Annotated in this window: 12 protein-coding genes; 5 read left to right on the plus strand and 7 right to left on the minus strand. The window is 71.5% G+C overall.

Annotation, left to right across the window (positions count from 1 at the left end; genetic code table 11):
• Window positions 1-23 precede the first annotated feature (23 nt).
• The 5 genes from QSK18_RS08335 to QSK18_RS08355 all read left to right on the plus strand — a co-directional run bounded on the left by QSK18_RS08335 (window position 24) and on the right by QSK18_RS08355 (window position 5,736).
• Window positions 24-1,388: a cystathionine beta-synthase gene (locus QSK18_RS08335; RefSeq protein WP_285617654.1), complete on the plus strand. Its 1,365-nt coding sequence runs from the start codon at window positions 24-26 to the stop codon at window positions 1,386-1,388.
• Window positions 1,389-1,572: 184 nt separating this feature from the next.
• Window positions 1,573-1,965 carry a response regulator transcription factor gene (locus QSK18_RS08340; protein WP_232809365.1) on the plus strand — a complete coding sequence of 131 codons (393 nt, stop codon included), beginning with the start codon at window positions 1,573-1,575 and terminating at the stop codon, window positions 1,963-1,965.
• A 13-nt stretch (window positions 1,966-1,978) separates the two neighbouring features.
• Window positions 1,979-3,700 (plus strand): sensor histidine kinase, encoded by a 1,722-nt coding sequence (locus tag QSK18_RS08345; protein WP_285617658.1) that lies wholly within the window; start codon window positions 1,979-1,981, stop codon window positions 3,698-3,700.
• Window positions 3,697-4,212: a response regulator gene (locus QSK18_RS08350; protein WP_285617660.1), complete on the plus strand. Its 516-nt coding sequence runs from the start codon at window positions 3,697-3,699 to the stop codon at window positions 4,210-4,212. Before QSK18_RS08345 ends, QSK18_RS08350 begins: the two co-directional genes overlap by 4 nt.
• Before the next feature lie 42 nt (window positions 4,213-4,254).
• On the plus strand, window positions 4,255-5,736 hold the full coding sequence (locus QSK18_RS08355) for an ATP-binding response regulator (RefSeq protein WP_232809362.1): 1,482 nt from the start codon (window positions 4,255-4,257) through the stop codon (window positions 5,734-5,736).
• Between the two features lie 5 nt (window positions 5,737-5,741).
• On the opposite strand, the gene QSK18_RS08360 is transcribed toward QSK18_RS08355, so the two are convergent.
• From QSK18_RS08360 to yczR, 7 genes are all read right to left on the minus strand, one after another.
• Window positions 5,742-6,140 carry a response regulator transcription factor gene (locus tag QSK18_RS08360; RefSeq protein WP_232809361.1) on the minus strand — a complete coding sequence of 133 codons (399 nt, stop codon included), beginning with the start codon at window positions 6,138-6,140 and terminating at the stop codon, window positions 5,742-5,744.
• Window positions 6,141-6,246: 106 nt separating this feature from the next.
• A complete protein-coding gene (locus QSK18_RS08365; RefSeq protein ID WP_285617663.1) occupies window positions 6,247-8,265 on the minus strand; it encodes a vWA domain-containing protein in 2,019 nt (672 codons plus the stop codon).
• Window positions 8,266-8,643: 378 nt separating this feature from the next.
• Window positions 8,644-10,143 (minus strand): integrin alpha, encoded by a 1,500-nt coding sequence (locus tag QSK18_RS08370; protein WP_285617665.1) that lies wholly within the window; start codon window positions 10,141-10,143, stop codon window positions 8,644-8,646.
• Between the two features lie 197 nt (window positions 10,144-10,340).
• Window positions 10,341-11,798 (minus strand): magnesium chelatase ATPase subunit I, encoded by a 1,458-nt coding sequence (locus QSK18_RS08375; RefSeq protein ID WP_285617667.1) that lies wholly within the window; start codon window positions 11,796-11,798, stop codon window positions 10,341-10,343.
• A 257-nt stretch (window positions 11,799-12,055) separates the two neighbouring features.
• The gene (locus QSK18_RS08380; RefSeq protein WP_285617669.1) at window positions 12,056-12,328 is read right to left on the minus strand and encodes a DUF2277 domain-containing protein; all 273 of its coding nucleotides are present in this window, start codon (window positions 12,326-12,328) and stop codon (window positions 12,056-12,058) included.
• Window positions 12,329-12,351: 23 nt separating this feature from the next.
• Window positions 12,352-13,023 carry a GNAT family N-acetyltransferase gene (locus QSK18_RS08385; protein ID WP_285617671.1) on the minus strand — a complete coding sequence of 224 codons (672 nt, stop codon included), beginning with the start codon at window positions 13,021-13,023 and terminating at the stop codon, window positions 12,352-12,354.
• Window positions 13,024-13,107: 84 nt separating this feature from the next.
• Window positions 13,108-14,631, minus strand: coding sequence for a MocR-like transcription factor YczR (yczR, locus tag QSK18_RS08390; RefSeq protein ID WP_232809355.1), 1,524 nt, complete (start codon window positions 14,629-14,631; stop codon window positions 13,108-13,110).
• Window positions 14,632-14,640: the final 9 nt, after the last annotated feature.

Here is a 14,640-nt window from a genome sequence, read left to right on the forward strand (position 1 = left end):
CCGACGGGTGTTGGATGGGCCCTGTGAAGTACGCAGAGTCGATCGTCGAACTTATGGGCAACACCCCGCTGGTGCGGCTGGGCCGGGTTGCCGAGCACGTCGCCCCCCTGGTCCTGGCCAAGGTGGAGTACCTGAATCCGGGCGGTTCGGTGAAGGACCGGATCGCCCTGCGGATGATCGAGGCCGCCGAGAAGAGCGGGGAACTGCGCCCCGGCGGCACGATCGTCGAGCCCACCTCGGGCAACACCGGGGTCGGGCTGGCGCTGGTGGCCCAGCGCCGGGGCTACAAGTGTGTGTTCGTCTGCCCGGACAAGGTCAGCGAGGACAAGCGCAACGTCCTCAAGGCCTACGGCGCCGAGGTGGTGGTCTGCCCGACCGCGGTGGCCCCCGAGCACCCCGACTCCTACTACTCGGTCTCGGACCGGCTGGTGAAGGAGATCGAGGGCGCCTGGAAGCCCAATCAGTACGCCAACCCGGAGGGCCCGGCCAGCCACTTCGCCAGCACCGGCCCGGAGATCTGGAACGACACCGAGGGCCGGATCACCCACTTCGTCACCGGGGTGGGCACCGGCGGCACGATCACCGGCACCGGCCGCTACCTGAAGCAGGCGTCCGAAGGACGCGTGAAGGTGATCGGAGCCGATCCCGAGGGATCGGTGTACTCCGGGGGCACGGGACGTCCGTACCTGGTCGAGGGGGTCGGTGAGGACTTCTGGCCCTCCGCCTACGACCCCTCGGTGCCCGACGAGATCATCGCCGTCTCCGACGCCGACTCCTTCGCCATGACCCGGCGGCTCGCCCGGGAGGAGGGGCTGCTGGTCGGCGGCTCGTGCGGGATGGCCGTGGTGGCCGCGCTGCGCGCGGCCCAGAACCTGACCGAGAACGACGTGGTGGTCGTCCTGCTGCCCGACGGCGGCCGCGGGTACCTGGGCAAGATCTTCAACGACCAGTGGATGGCCTCCTACGGCTTCCTCAGCCAGGACAGCGGCCTGACCGTCGGCGACGTGCTCCGGGCCAAGGCCGGTGACCTGCCCGACCTGGTGCACACCCACCCCACCGAGACGGTGCGCGACGCCATCGGGATCCTGCGCGAGTACGGCGTGTCGCAGATGCCGGTGGTCAAGGCCGAGCCGCCGGTGATGGCCGGTGAGGTGGCCGGCTCGGTCAGCGAGCGGGCCCTGCTGGAGGCCGTGTTCACCGGCCGGGCGAACCTGGCCGACCCGGTGGAGCGGCACATGTCCGGGGCGCTGCCGCTGGTCGGTGCCGGCGAACCGGTCGAGGTGGTCAGGAAGGCGCTGGAAGGCGTCGATGCCGTGATGGTGGTCGCCGACGGCAAGCCGACCGGCGTGCTGACCCGTCTGGATCTGCTCGGCGTCTACGCCGGCTGAGTGGGTGAGGGGGCCGGCCGGGTGAATACCGGCCGGTTCCACCGCCACTCTGCGTCAGGTGGCGGTCACCTGGATAGGGCAACCGGGTGTCTGCGCGCCCGGAACTGAAGGATCTCCTCCTCCCGCGCCGATGGATCAGGGCAAGCGACCTGCCCCCGCTCCACCTGGCGAACGAGGAGACACCGTGGCCCGACTGCTGGTTGTCGAGGACGACCCGGACGTCCGTGACCTGATCTCGATGCGGCTGGTCATGGTGGGCCACCGGGTCATCGCCATGCCCGACGCCGACCTGGCGCTGGACTCGGTGGACCAGTTCGGGGCCCCGGACGCCTACGTCCTCGACGTCGGCCTGCCCGGGATGGACGGTTTCGACCTGCTCACCCGGCTGCGCAAGGGCCGGCACGACATCCCCGCGATCTTCGTCTCCGCATCCGCCCGGGAACGCGACATCCTGCGCGGGCACGAACTGGGCGCCGCCTACCTGACCAAACCGTTCGCCGCGCACGCCCTGCTCGACGCGGTCGACGAGGCGATCACCGGACGGCCCATCCCTTCCGTCACCGAGCATGCCTGGTGACCTGGATCAGTTGATGACGAGCGGGGCCGCCGAGGTCCCGCACCAGGCCGGGGGTGGGGAAGTGACCAGCACGTACCCGTCGCCGGCGCCGTCGGCGGCCGCCTCGTTCGTTCCGCCGGTCAGTGGCGGGCACTCGCTGATCGATCTGCTGTGGCGTGATTCCGAGGCCGCGATGGCGGTACTGGACGGCGACCGGGTGGTGCGACACGCCAACCCGGCCGCCGCCGCGCTGCTGAACGACCTCGGGATCGGGGTGGGTCAGCGGATGCAGCGTTTCGGCCGTCAGGTGCGGCCGGTGCGCTCCGGCCCGGACCAGCACCCGGCGGTGGACGAGTCGGTCGAGAGCGCGCCCGTGGAAAAGGTCCTCGGCGGGGCCACGCTCTCCCGGGAACTGGTCGACGTGAGCCTGGGTCCGAACTCGGGGCCCCGCCGGATGCTGCTGTCGGGACAGCCGATCGAGCTGGACGACGGCACCGCCGGCGCGCTGATGATCTGGACCGACATCACCGACAGCTGGCAGTCGGCCGAGCGCAGCCGCAACGAGCTGGCCCGTTTGGCAAGGCTTCTCGAGGGAGCCTCGGACTACGCCATCATCATGCTCGACGGCTGCGGGAAGGTGCACAGCTGGAGCGCGGCGGCCGAGCGCATGCAGGGCTACTCCCACGAAGAGGCGATCGGGCTGCCCTACGCCAGCTTCTTCGACGCCGCCGACCAGGCCTCCGGGCTACCGGGGAAGATCCTGGCCGACGCGCAGGCCCTCGGGAAGATCCACGTCGAGGGCAAGCGGGTCCGCCAGGACGGATCGGTGTTCTGGGCGCACGCTTCGATCTCGGCGATGCGGGACGAGCACGGGCGGCTGCAGGGCTACGTCAAGGTCACCCACGACGTCTCCGAGCAGCGGGCGTTGCAGCAGGCCAGCCAGGAACTTACCGAGCTGCTGGAGGAGCGGGTGGCCGAGCGCACGGTCGAGCTGGAGCAGAAGAACGCCGACCTGGCCGCGGTCAACGCCGAGCTGGAGGCGTTCTCCTACAGCGTCTCGCACGACCTGCGGGCGCCGCTGCGGGCGATGAGCGGCTTCGCCCGGATCATGACCGAGGACTACGGCGAGCAGATGCCCGCCGAGGCCCTGCACTACCTCGCCAAGGTCACCGAGAATGCCGAGCACATGGGCAATCTCATCGACGCCCTGCTGTCGTTCTCGCGGATGCAGCGCCAGCAGATGCAGTCCCGGGCGATCGACATGGCGGCGCTGGCCCGGGAGTGCTGGAACGCGCTGGAACCGGCCCGGGAGGGGCGGCAGATCGAGTTCGTCGTGGCCCCGCTGCCACCCGCCTACGGCGACCGGCGGCTGATCCAGCAGGTCTGGATGAACCTGCTGGACAACGCGATCAAGTACACCGGGAAGAAGGAGTCGGCCCGGATCGAGGTGCGGGCCGAGGTGGCCGAGCAGGACGAGCCGGCCCGGCCCGGGCCGGATCCGCTGCCGGTCCCGGACACCGTGATGTATCTGGTGAAGGACAACGGCGCCGGGTTCGACATGCGCTACGTGGCCAAGCTCGGGCAGGTGTTCCAGCGTCTGCACCACAACGAGGAGTTCACCGGCACCGGGATCGGCCTGGCGCTGTCGCAGCGGATCGTGCAACGGCACGGCGGGCAGCTCTCGGCGGTGGGTGAACCGGGAGTCGGCGCCACGATGGGTTTCACACTGCCGTCACCGGGGGGTGATCTGCGATGAGCGGAGTGGTTTCGGCCGCCGGGGTCAACAACGGGCCGATCGGTGAGCTGCAGCCCTGGTTGCTGCTGGTGGAGGACAGCCCGCACGACCGGGAACTGGCGTTGCACGCGCTGCGGCGGGGACGGTTCCCGGGGCGGGTGGAGTCGGCGCGGGACGGTGTCGAGGCACTGGACCTGCTGCTGGGCCGCGGGCCCTGGGCCGGGCGGGACCTGCACGACCTGCCCCGCGCGGTGCTGCTGGACATCAAGATGCCGATGGTCTCGGGCATCGACGTGCTGCGGGAGATGCGGGCGCACCCGGTGCTGAGCGAGGTACCGGTGGTGATGATGACGTCGTCGGCCGAGGACGGCGACCTGGAGACCTGTTACGCGCTGGGCGCGAACAGCTACATCGTCAAGCCGGTCGAGATCGAGCCGTACTTCGAGACGGTCCTCGACATCGGCCGGTACTGGCTCGTCCACAACCATCCACCCCGCGACCGGAGGGTCGTCCTGGCCGGTGGGGGCCGGTGACGGACGAAAGAGCGGGAACGGCATCACGACACGGGAGAAACCATGCCATCGCCACTGCGGCTGCTCATCGTCGAGGATCGCCCCGACGACGCCGAGCTGCTCCTGCTGGAGCTGAAACGGGCCGGGTACGAGCCCACCTGGACCCGGGTGGAGACCCCGGAGGAGTTCGTCTCCGGCCTCGGTGAGCAGCCGGACATCGTCCTGTGCGACTACTCCCTGCCCTCGATGGCGGCGCCGGACGCCCTGCGCATGCTCCGCGAGCTGCAGATGGACATCCCGCTGATCGTGGTCAGCGGGGTGATGGACGAGGACACCTGCGTGAACTCGCTGCGCCTGGGCGCCTCCGACTACCTGCTGAAGGACCGGCTGGTCCGGCTCGCCCCGGCGATCGAGCACGCGCTGGCCAAGCGCCGGCTCGCCACCCAGGCCCGGGTGATCGAGCAGGAACGCCGGGAGACCGCCGAGATCCTGCGCGGGGTGGTCGATCACGCGCCGGCGGCGATCTGCGTGCGCGACGCCACCGGCCGCACGCTGCTCACCAACACCGAGTTCGACCGGCTGCGCCCGACCGCCGCCGCCCCCCGTCCCGCCGTGCTCGACCGCCGCAAGCTGACCTCGGTGGAGCAGGCCTGCCTGGACGGCGCCGACAAGGTCGAGGGTGAGGAGATCTGGTCGGTGGACGGCGAGGACCGCACCTTCCTGGTGGTCCGCTACCCCGTGGTGGACGGCACCGGAAGGCGGTTCGCGATCGGGGCGATCTACGTCGACATCACCCGGCAGAAGCAGGTCGAGGAGGAACTGCGCGAACTCGACCGGCTCAAGGGCGAGTTCGTGGCGACCGTGAGCCACGAGCTGCGCACCCCGCTGACCAGCATCACCGGCTACGCGGAGATGCTGCTGGCCTCCGCCGAGGACCCCACCCACACCCGCATGGTCCAGGTGATCGACCGGAACTCCCGCCGGCTGCTCGCCCTGGTCGAGGACCTGCTCACGCTGTCCCGGGTGGACTCCGGGGCCGCGGCCCGGATGGACGAGGAGGTCGACGTGGCCGAGCTGGTCGCCACGTCGGTGGGGGTGCTCGGGCCGGCGATGGAGTCGCAGGGGGTGGAGATCGACGTGCAGATCCCGCCCGGCCTGCCCTACCTGATCGGCAATCGCTCGCAGCTGGAAAGGGTTCTGCTGAACCTGCTCTCGAACGCGGTGAAGTTCTCCACCGCGGGTGGCACGGTGACCGTCGCGGCGTCGGTGCCCGACCTGACCCGGCCCGGTGTGCAGATCAGTGTCAGCGACACCGGTATCGGCATCCCGGTGGAGGAGCAGGGCCAGTTGTTCACCCGCTTCTTCCGCACCGAGCAGGCCCGCCGGCAGGCGATCCAGGGCACCGGGCTGGGGCTGGCGGTGGTCCGTCAGATCGTCGAGGCGCACCACGGCACGATCGGGGTGAAGAGCGCGGCGGACGAGGGAGCGACCTTCACCGTCAACCTCCCGGCGATGACCTCGCTCCCCGTCCCGCTGCGGCTGTAGAAGAGCTACTCGTCCGGGGTGGCGTCGATGACCTTGTGCTCCTGCGCCAGCATCGACTCCACCCGCCAGACCAGGGCCCGGGGGCTGAACGGCTTGACGATGTAGCCGTCGGCCCCGGCCTCGTGCCCGTACTCGATGTCCGACTCGGTGCCCCGGGCCGAGAGCATCAGCACCCGCACGTCGGCCAGCGCGCGGTCGGCCCGCAGCGCCTTGCAGACCTCCAGGCCGCTGTGCTCGGGCAGCATCCAGTCCAGCACCACCAGGTCAGGCGCGTGCCCGCTGGCGGCCTTCAGCCCCGAGTCCCCGTCGGGGGCGACCCGGACCGCGTGCCCGGCCCCGCTGAGGGCGTCGAACAGCAGGTCCCGGATGTCGGGGTCGTCGTCGATGACGAGGATCTCGGCCATGGGGAATCCCCTCGCGACTATGGATGTGGGTCTCCCCGTTCTCGGCGGCGAGGCACAGTCGCTTGAGGCAACAATGGACGTCCACAACGCCTTTGGCTCGTTCGGTCTACTTCCGGCCGCGGCGCGACTTCAGATAGTCACTCACCACGTACTCGCCCAGGTTCTCCAGTCCGGGGGTGAAGATCCGGCCGCCGTTGCGCCGGGCGATCGCGTCGACGAAGCGCCGCAGCCCCTCGTTCTCGCCCAGCATGAACACGTTGATCGCGGCGCCGTAACGGGTCAGCGCGTCCACCTCGGCCACGGTCAGGCTGATCGTGGTCTGGGTGGGCGGGTAGTCGAAGTAGGCGGTGCCGTCCGGCTCGAGGTGGGCCGTGGGCTCGCCGTCGGTGACCACCAGCACCACCGGCTCGGCGTCGGGGTGCCGGCGCAGGTGCCGTCCGGCGATCGACAGGGCGTGCTGCAGGTTGGTGCCCTGCACGTAGTCCGGCTCGATGCCGGCCAGCTGCTCCACGGTGAGTTTCGAGGCGTAGCGGCCGAAACCGACGATCTGCAGGGCGTCCTGCGGGAACCGGGTGGCGACCAGGTGGGCCAGGGCCAGCGCGGTCTCCTTCATCGGGCCCCAGCGGCCCTCCGAGATCATCGAGAACGACAGGTCCACGCACAGCGCCACCGCCGCACTGGCCCGGCGCTCGGTCTCGACGACCTCGAAATCCTCGGCCAGCAGCTGGATCCCGCCCCGGTTGCCGGCCGCGGCCTGACGGTGCACCGCGTTGCGCAGCGAGCGCACCACGTCGATCGGCTGCTCGTCGCCGAACTCCCAGCGTCGGGAGGCCCCGGTGGCCTCGCCGGCGGCTCCGGCGTCGCGAATGTCGTGCTCGCCGCGGCGACCCGAGCCCAGGTGCGCGAACACCTGCCGCAGCGCGCTCTGCCCGAGCCGCCGCAGCGCCTTGGGGGAGAGGGTGAGCGCACCGTCGGCCCGAGTGAGCCAGCCCTGCCGCTCGAGCTCGCGTTCCAGCTCCTGAAGGGCCTGCACGTCGGCGGCCGCACCGGCGCCGAGCGAGCGCTCGACCGTCTCCACGTCGATGTCGTCGAGCGTGGCGCCCGCGTGGTCCTGGCTGAGCTGGTCGATCAGGTCGTCCAGGTCGGCCAGTTCCTGCAGGGCCCCGGCGGCGTCGCCGTAGCCCAGCTCGCCCTGGCCCTTCATCCGCCGGCCCTCACCGCGACCCTGGCCCCAGGCCTCACCCGGCCGCAGGGCCCGCAGGTTGTCGGTCAGCTGCCCCATCTTGGCGGCCAGCCCGGCGTCGCCCAGGGCCTGCTGCATCAGGCCCTGCAGCTCTTCGCGCTGCTGCGGGCTGAGCGCGTTCATCAGCCGCTCGGCCGCGGCCGCCTGACGGGCCAGCGAGTCGATCAGCTCGTCCACGTTCTGCGGGTCGTCCGGGAACATCTGGCCGTGCTTGGCCATGAACTGCTCGAAGTCCTCGGGCGTGTCCTGGTTGCGGGCGTGCTTGTCCAGCAGCGAGTTCAGGTCGTCGAGCATCTCGTTCATCGCTGCCATCGCCGCTGCCCGCTGCTGCGGGTCGGCGTCCGGCCCGAGCCCCTGCAGGGCGTTGCGCATGCCGTTGAACTGCTGGTCGATCACGTCGCTGCGCAGGCCGTCGAGGATCTGCCGGTAGATCTGCTCGGCCTCCTTCGAGGCCCAGCGGTACTCGGACAGCTCCTGCACCGCCGCGCTGGTGGAACGGGGCAGGGCGTCGAGCTGGGCCTCGGCGAACCGGGCCTCGTCGCCGTCGCGCAGCGAGAGCTCTTCCCGCTCGGAGGCCAGGGCCTGGTCGAGCTGGGCCCGGGCCCGGGTGACGGCGCCGTCCAGCCGGCCCCGTCGCGACGTCTCCTTGCGCATCCGCTCGGCCCGCGCGCGCAGCGAGTCCAGCCCGGTGCGCCGCCCGTTCTCGTCGGGCAGGCCGCGCCGCAGCAGGTCGCGCAGGGCCTCGCGAACGTTCTCGCCGCTGAGCACCCGATCGCCGATCGCGTCGAGGGCCCGGCGCACGTCGTAGGGAGGAGTCAGCGGATCCGGCCCGCCGCGCCACGGACCGTACCGATAACGCGGATCGCGCCGCCGAGGAGTCACCGGAAGACCGTACGTCGGCAAGGGCCCCCAAGGTCACCCCTGATCGCCCTTAGCTGATTACCCGATCACCGGGAATAAGCCCGCCCCGTGCCACTCTTCAGCCCGACACAAGCCTTGGTCGGCGCCAGGCCGCCTCACCGCCGAACCGTGCCGCGCACGAAACCGCCGAACCGTGCCGCGCACGAAACCGCCGAACCGTGCCGCGCACGAAACCGCCGAACCGTGCCGCGCACGAAACCGCCGAACCGTGCCGCGCACGAAACCGCCGAACCCGCTGGCCCGCTCTGCCCGGGCCGCGCCCGGCCATCCTTCACCCCGGTCACCGCCGCACAGCCCGACCGCGCCCCCCAGGAGCAGCCCGGCCACGACCCTCAGTCTCTACATCACCATCTCGGGCAGGACGTCGCTGACCCCGAAACTGCTGCCGTAGGCCTGGTTCTTCGCGTTCCCGCCGGAGAAGCCGAAGGTCTTCAGCACCTTCTTGCCGGTCCAGACCACCGAGACCCCGGTGCCGGCCGCCTTCCCGATGTCCTTGCCCGGCACTCCGACGATCAGGTTGTCGATCTTCGCGTTCGGCTCGGCCGGGTCGCCCGGCAGCGTGGTGATCACCCGGCCCAGGTGGTCGTTCTTCTTCGCGGTGCCGCCGAGGCCCCCGCCCTTGCCCTGGTTGAGCTGTGTGGACTTGCAGTTGTCGGCCCCGGTGCCGGGCAGCGACTGCACGAAGACCGCCCCGGCGTCCTTCGCCTTACCCACATCGGTGCCGGGGGCGCCGACCGCCAGCTGGAAGGCGCCCGGACAACGGAAGGACCCGAGAGCCAGTGCCGCGCCGTACTGGTTGCCCTTCTTGGCCTTGCCGAGAATGGTGCTCGTGTCCTGCGTGAAGGAGAAGAACGGGCGCGGTGTGCTACCGGCGTTGACCTGGAACACCTGCACCCGCCCGGCGTCGGTGACCGTGCCCAGGTCGTCACCGGGCGCGCCCACCGCGAACCCGAACGGGGCCAGCGCGGCGCCGAACCGGTCGCCGGAAGCGGCCGCTCCGGGGATGCCCTTGGTGTTCTGGGTGAATGTGGTTGCCGCAGTAAGCAGGTCGGTGGTGGTGTTGGTACGCACGAACACCACCTCACCGGCGTCCCGCCCGGCCCCCACGTCTTCGTGCGGCACGCCGACCACCACTCCGTTCAGCGAGTCGGCCAGCACCTCGCCGAACTGGTCGCCGGTCTCGGCGGACTGGCTGAGCTCGGCTGTGTCCTGCGAGATCACGTCGTTGAAGGACGCGCTGCCGGTGGTCGCGTTCAGGTAGTAGCGGTAGACGGCGCCCGCGTCCTTCTTGCCGTTCACGTCGCGCCCCGGCGCGCCCACCCACAGGTCGAGCATGCCGGTGCCGCTCGCGCGGGTGCCGACCGCGACGGCGCTGCCGAACCGGTCGCCCGGCTCGGCGTTGTTGTCGAGCGCGGAGGCATTGGCCGCGGTGAAGCCGCCCGCGCTCTGCAGCAGCAGGTAGGCCGCGCCGGTGCGGCTCTTGCCGGCCGCGCCGGGGGCCCCGACCACCAGGTCGGACAGGCCGTCGCCGTTCAGGTCGCGCACCGAGACGGCGGCGCCGAACCGTTGGTGGGAGCTGGTTCCCAGGCCGAGCGAGCGCTGGCTGAGCCGCTGGGTGCGCCCGTCGGGGAAGTGCACGTCGACCACCCCGGCCTGCTTCGCCCCGGACACCGTGCGCGTGGGCACACCCACCACGGTCAGGTCGAAGCTGTAGCGCCCGGGCGAGGCCGCGGCGCCCACCGGCGCATCGGCTGCGGCGAACGCCGGCGAAGGCGCGCTCGCGACCAGCAGAACCCCGGCCAGAGCGGCCAGCCCTCGGATCGCACCAGACGTTTTCACAATGCCCCCACCTGGACCGGAAGTGACCCGCGTCACCTCGCCACGGCGACTCTAGACCGGGGGTCCGACAAAACAGGAGGGGTTTGAGCCGAGTTGTCGCGGCCGGGTGGGAAGCTGCCTCAACGGGCACTGCAGATCAGGGACATAACCGACGAACGAGGCGGCCCGTCGCAGGGCCGCCCCGTTCACCGTGCGACCTACTCGCCGCCGTAGACCGTGCGTCCGTCGGCCAGGAAGTCCTTGGCCAGCCGCCGGGTCAGGTGCAGCCCTTCGAGGGTGAACTCGATCGCCGAGGCGGCGTCGGCCGGGCCGGGCACCTCGTCGAACCCGAGGCGCTCGAGCACGGTGGACAGCCCGGGAACGGTGCCGAGCTGGGCCAGCAGGTCGCTGGAGGCCACCGCGTCGCCGGTGGAGACCCCCTCGCCCTCGGTCACCGCGGCCACGAAGCCGGCCAGGTCGACCCCGCCGAGCCGGTTGCGCCAGGTCTCGGCGACCGACCGGCGCAGCAGGTGGTCGAGCAGTTCGGTCTCCCGGCCCTCGCCGTCGGCCTCGAACTCGACCTTGCCGCGCAGGGTCCCGGTGATCGTCTCGGTGTCGCCGACCCGGGCCACCGGCGGGGCGCCGTCCGGGTCGGTCTCGCCGTTCAGCGTGGCCCGTCGCAGGGCGGCCGCCGCAACCGTCTCGGCCGCCGCGATCGAGAACCGGGCCGAGACCCCGGAACGCTGGTCGACGGCGTTGGACTCGCGCACCGCGCGGGTGAACCGGGCCAGGACCTCCAGCAGGTGCTCGGGCAGCACCGCGACCAGCCCGGCCTCCTGCCGGACGAGCTCCATCTCCAGCTCGAGGTCGACCGGGTAGTGGGTGCGGATCTCGGCGCCGAAGCGGTCCTTCAGCGGGGTGATGATCCGCCCGCGGTTGGTGTAGTCCTCCGGGTTGGCGCTGGCCAGCAGCAGCAGGTCGAGATCGAGCCGCAGCACGTAGCCGCGGACCTGGACGTCGCGTTCCTCCAGCACGTTCAGCAGCGCCACCTGGATCCGCTCGGCCAGGTCGGGCAGCTCGTTGACCGCCATCACGCCCCGGTGCATGCGCGGCACCAGGCCGAAGTGGATGGTCTCCGGGTCGCCCAGGGTGCGGCCCTCGGCCACCTTCATCGGGTCCACGTCACCGATCAGGTCGCCGACACTGGTGTCCGGCGTGGCCAGCTTCTCGGCGTAGCGCGACTCCCGGTGCACCCAGGCCACCGGCAGCTCCTCACCGAGTTCGGCGGCGCGGCGGATCGAGGCCGGGGTGATCGGGTCGTAGGGGTGCTCGTTCAGCTCGGCGCCCTCGATCACCGGGGTCCACTCGTCGAGCAGGCCGACCACGGTACGGATCAGCCGGGTCTTGCCCTGCCCGCGCTCACCCAGCAGCACCAGGTCGTGGCCGGCCAGCAGGGCGCGCTCGAGATCGGGCAGCACCGTCTCGTCGAAGCCGACCACACCCGGGAACCGCGGCTTGCCGGTGCGCATCAGTTCCAGCAGGTTGGCCGCGATCTCCTGCTTGACCGTGCGGTGCCGGTGCCCGGAGGCCCGCAGGGCACCGAGCGTGGTGGGCAGGTGGTCCGGCCAGCGGCCGGCCCGGACGTCTTCAGGACGCGGATCTGGGGAGATCGTCACGCCCCGACGTTACGTCGGCGAGCGGCCGGCTGACACCTGGTCCGCGCCCCCGATCGCGGTTTCAGCCGGGAGCGTGATCGGGAATAAGCGCCAGCCGACCCCAATTGTGGACGTCTGCGCGCCTCTTCGGAGCCCGCCGCACCTCTGTGAGTGGGTCGGCACCGAGCTCAACCCCAACGCGACCCGAACCCGGCCCGAACGCAATCGGGCGTTCGCGCCCGAGGCCCACCACCCGTCCTCAATTTCTCAGCGCGATCTCACCGAGGGCCGAACCGCGCCTCGTTGCGCGCCCGCGCCTTGGCCGCCTCTGCGTCACGGTTCTTCGGCGGGGCGGTGGTGACCAGCTCGTCGAGCAGGTCGTGGGTGATCGAGGTGATCGCCGCGACCGCCCGGGCGAACGCTTCCTCGTTGGCCCGCGAGGGGGCGGTGGTGCCGGCGATCTTGCGGACGTACTGCAGCGCCGCCGCACCGATCTCGTCGTGCGTGGCGGGCGGCTCGAAGTTGGCCAGGGTGCGGATGTTGCGGCACATGCTGCTCTCCTCGGGACGGGACTCTAGGAGTCAAGACGCCGCTGAAGGCCGGAACTCACCGCAGGCCACTCCTCGGCGATGACGGAGAACATCACGGTATCCCGCATCGTGCCGTCGGCCCGGGGCTGATAGCGCCGCAGAACCCCCTCCGGCCGGGCCCCGAGCCGGGCGATGGCGCGCTGCGAACGGTGGTTGCGCACGTCGGTCTTCAACTGCACCCGGCCGGCCCCCAGCTCTTCGAAGGCGTGACGCAGCAGCACGAACTTGGCGCTGGGATTGACCGGACCGCCCCACACCGCCGGGGTGTAGGTGGTCCAGCCGATCTCCAGCCGGGCCGCCTCCGGCACCACGTCGAGGTACGAGGTGGTGCCCACCACGGCCCCGGCGGGCAGATCGCCCACGGCCTCGCGGAGCCGGACCACCCAGGCCACGTCACCGCGCACCGCCATGCGCCGGTTCACCGCTGCGGCCAGGGCGTCTGCGTCTGCGGGGCGGCCGGGGACGTGAGCCCAGACCGCGTCGTGGTCGAGGGCGGCGAACAGCGCCTCAGCGTCGGCCTCGGTGAACTGCGACAAGATGACCACGCCGCCCGACAGCACCACGCCGTGGTCGATCGGCCACTTCATCGCGGGCCAGGGCGCGTCGTCGGGCCGCTCGTCGGTGAACGGGACGAAGCCGGACGAGGTCGTGGTCACGGGTGCTCCTTCGGTTACGGATGGCGGGACAGGCCCCTCTACCCCTGTAGACGTTTGGGCGAGGGCAGATGTGAGGTCGGACCGTCAGACCGTGGTCAGGTCGTCGTCGAAGGTGTGCGCGCGCCCGCGAGCGCGCCAGGCCCGGGCCAGCACCTCGGTCATCGGCACCAGGTCGGCCACCGGCCGGGCGAAGGGCATCCGGATCCGCGCCTCGAACGCCCCGTCGAGCCCGAAACGGGGCCCGGGAGTGAGCCAGATGCCCAGCGCCCGGGCCGCCGCGGCGACCTGGGAACTACGGGGCTCGGGCAGGTGACACCAGAGCGAGAGCCCGCCCTGGGGAAGCGGAACCGTCCAGTCGGGCAGGTTGACCCGCAGGGCGTCGTGCAGCGCGATCGCCCGGTCGGCGAGCAACTGCTGGCGGTGCCGGCGGATCGGCTCCGCGTTCTCCAGCAGGTGCGCGGTGGCCAGCTGCTCCAGCAGCGGCCCGCCCAGGTCCTCGTTGCCGCGGGCCAGGGCCAGCCTGCGGATCAGCGGCTGCGAGGCCCGGATCCAGCCGATCCGCAGGCCGCCCCAGAAGGTCTTGGAGGCCGACCCCAGGGTGATCACGTGCTCGGCCGGGGCGAAGGCGGCCAGAGGGCGAGGCATCGGCAGTGGGTCGGGAGCCGGCCGACCGGCGCGGGCGGCCGGCAGCGTGGTGCGCAGGTCGAGGTCGCGCATGGTCTCGTCGACGATCACCCGGCAGCCGGTGTCGGCCACCATCGCCCCCAGCTGTCGCCGCCCCGCCTCGTCCAGCAGGTCGCCGGTGGGGTTGTGGAAGTCGACCATCAGGTAGGCCAGGTGGGCGCCGGTCTGCCGGATCAGGGTGCCCATCCGCTGCACGTCCCACCCGTCCTCGACCGGCACCGGCACGCACCGGCCCCCGGCCGCCCGGATCGCCTGGGCGGCCGCGGGATAGGTGGGGTGCTCGACCAGGACCCGGTCGCCGCGTTCCATCACCACGCCGAGCACCAGGTGCAGCGCCTGCAGAGCGCCGTTGGTGACCAGGATCTGCTCCGGCGTGGTGGGCAGCCCGGCCTCGGTGTAGCGCTCGGCGATGCGCTCGCGCAGCATCGGCAGACCGCTGGTGACGTAGCCGTTGCCCGGCAGGAAGCGGGGCATCTCGGCCAGGGCGGCCTGATAGGCGGGGTAGAGCTCGGCGGGGGCCTCCAGCGCGGCGGAGGAGAAGTCGCCGTTGGCGCCGGTCGGGTCGGCCTCCCCGCTCAGGTGCTCCGGCCAGATCGGCGACTCCAGCTTGCTGTCGCGCGGCAGCGTGGTCCAGGTGCCGGCGCCCTGGCTGCCCTCGGCGAAGCCGGACTCCCGCAGCAGCCGGTAGGCCGAGGTGGTGGTGGTGCGGCTGGTCTGCAGGGCATCGGCCAGGGTGCGCTCCGACGGCAGCACCGTGTCGACCGGCAGACGCCCGTCCAGAACCAGCAGGCGCAGCCGGTCGGCGAGGGCGCGGTAGCCCGGAATGCCGACGGCCGAGGCACGCCAATCGGTCAGCAATGGCATCAGCTCACGGGCGCTGACCCGGCCACGTTGCTGGATTGGCTGCTTCTTGGCGAGGGGCATGTGGCCAGT

Origin of the sequence: Kineosporia sp. NBRC 101677 (assembly GCF_030269265.1) — a bacterium.
GTDB classification, from domain to species: Bacteria; Actinomycetota; Actinomycetes; order Actinomycetales; family Kineosporiaceae; genus Kineosporia; species Kineosporia rhizophila.

Excerpts from the sequence above, each read along its gene's own strand:
- QSK18_RS08345 (WP_285617658.1), top strand. The coding sequence starts at position 1,979 with ATGACGAGCGGGGCCGCCGAGGTCCCGCACCAGGCCGGGGGTGGGGAA.
- QSK18_RS08350 (WP_285617660.1), top strand. The coding sequence starts at position 3,697 with ATGAGCGGAGTGGTTTCGGCCGCCGGGGTCAACAACGGGCCGATCGGT.
- yczR (WP_232809355.1), bottom strand. The coding sequence starts at position 14,631 with ATGCCCCTCGCCAAGAAGCAGCCAATCCAGCAACGTGGCCGGGTCAGC.
- QSK18_RS08380 (WP_285617669.1), bottom strand. The coding sequence starts at position 12,328 with ATGTGCCGCAACATCCGCACCCTGGCCAACTTCGAGCCGCCCGCCACG.
- QSK18_RS08355 (WP_232809362.1), top strand. The coding sequence starts at position 4,255 with ATGCCATCGCCACTGCGGCTGCTCATCGTCGAGGATCGCCCCGACGAC.
- QSK18_RS08360 (WP_232809361.1), bottom strand. The coding sequence starts at position 6,140 with ATGGCCGAGATCCTCGTCATCGACGACGACCCCGACATCCGGGACCTG.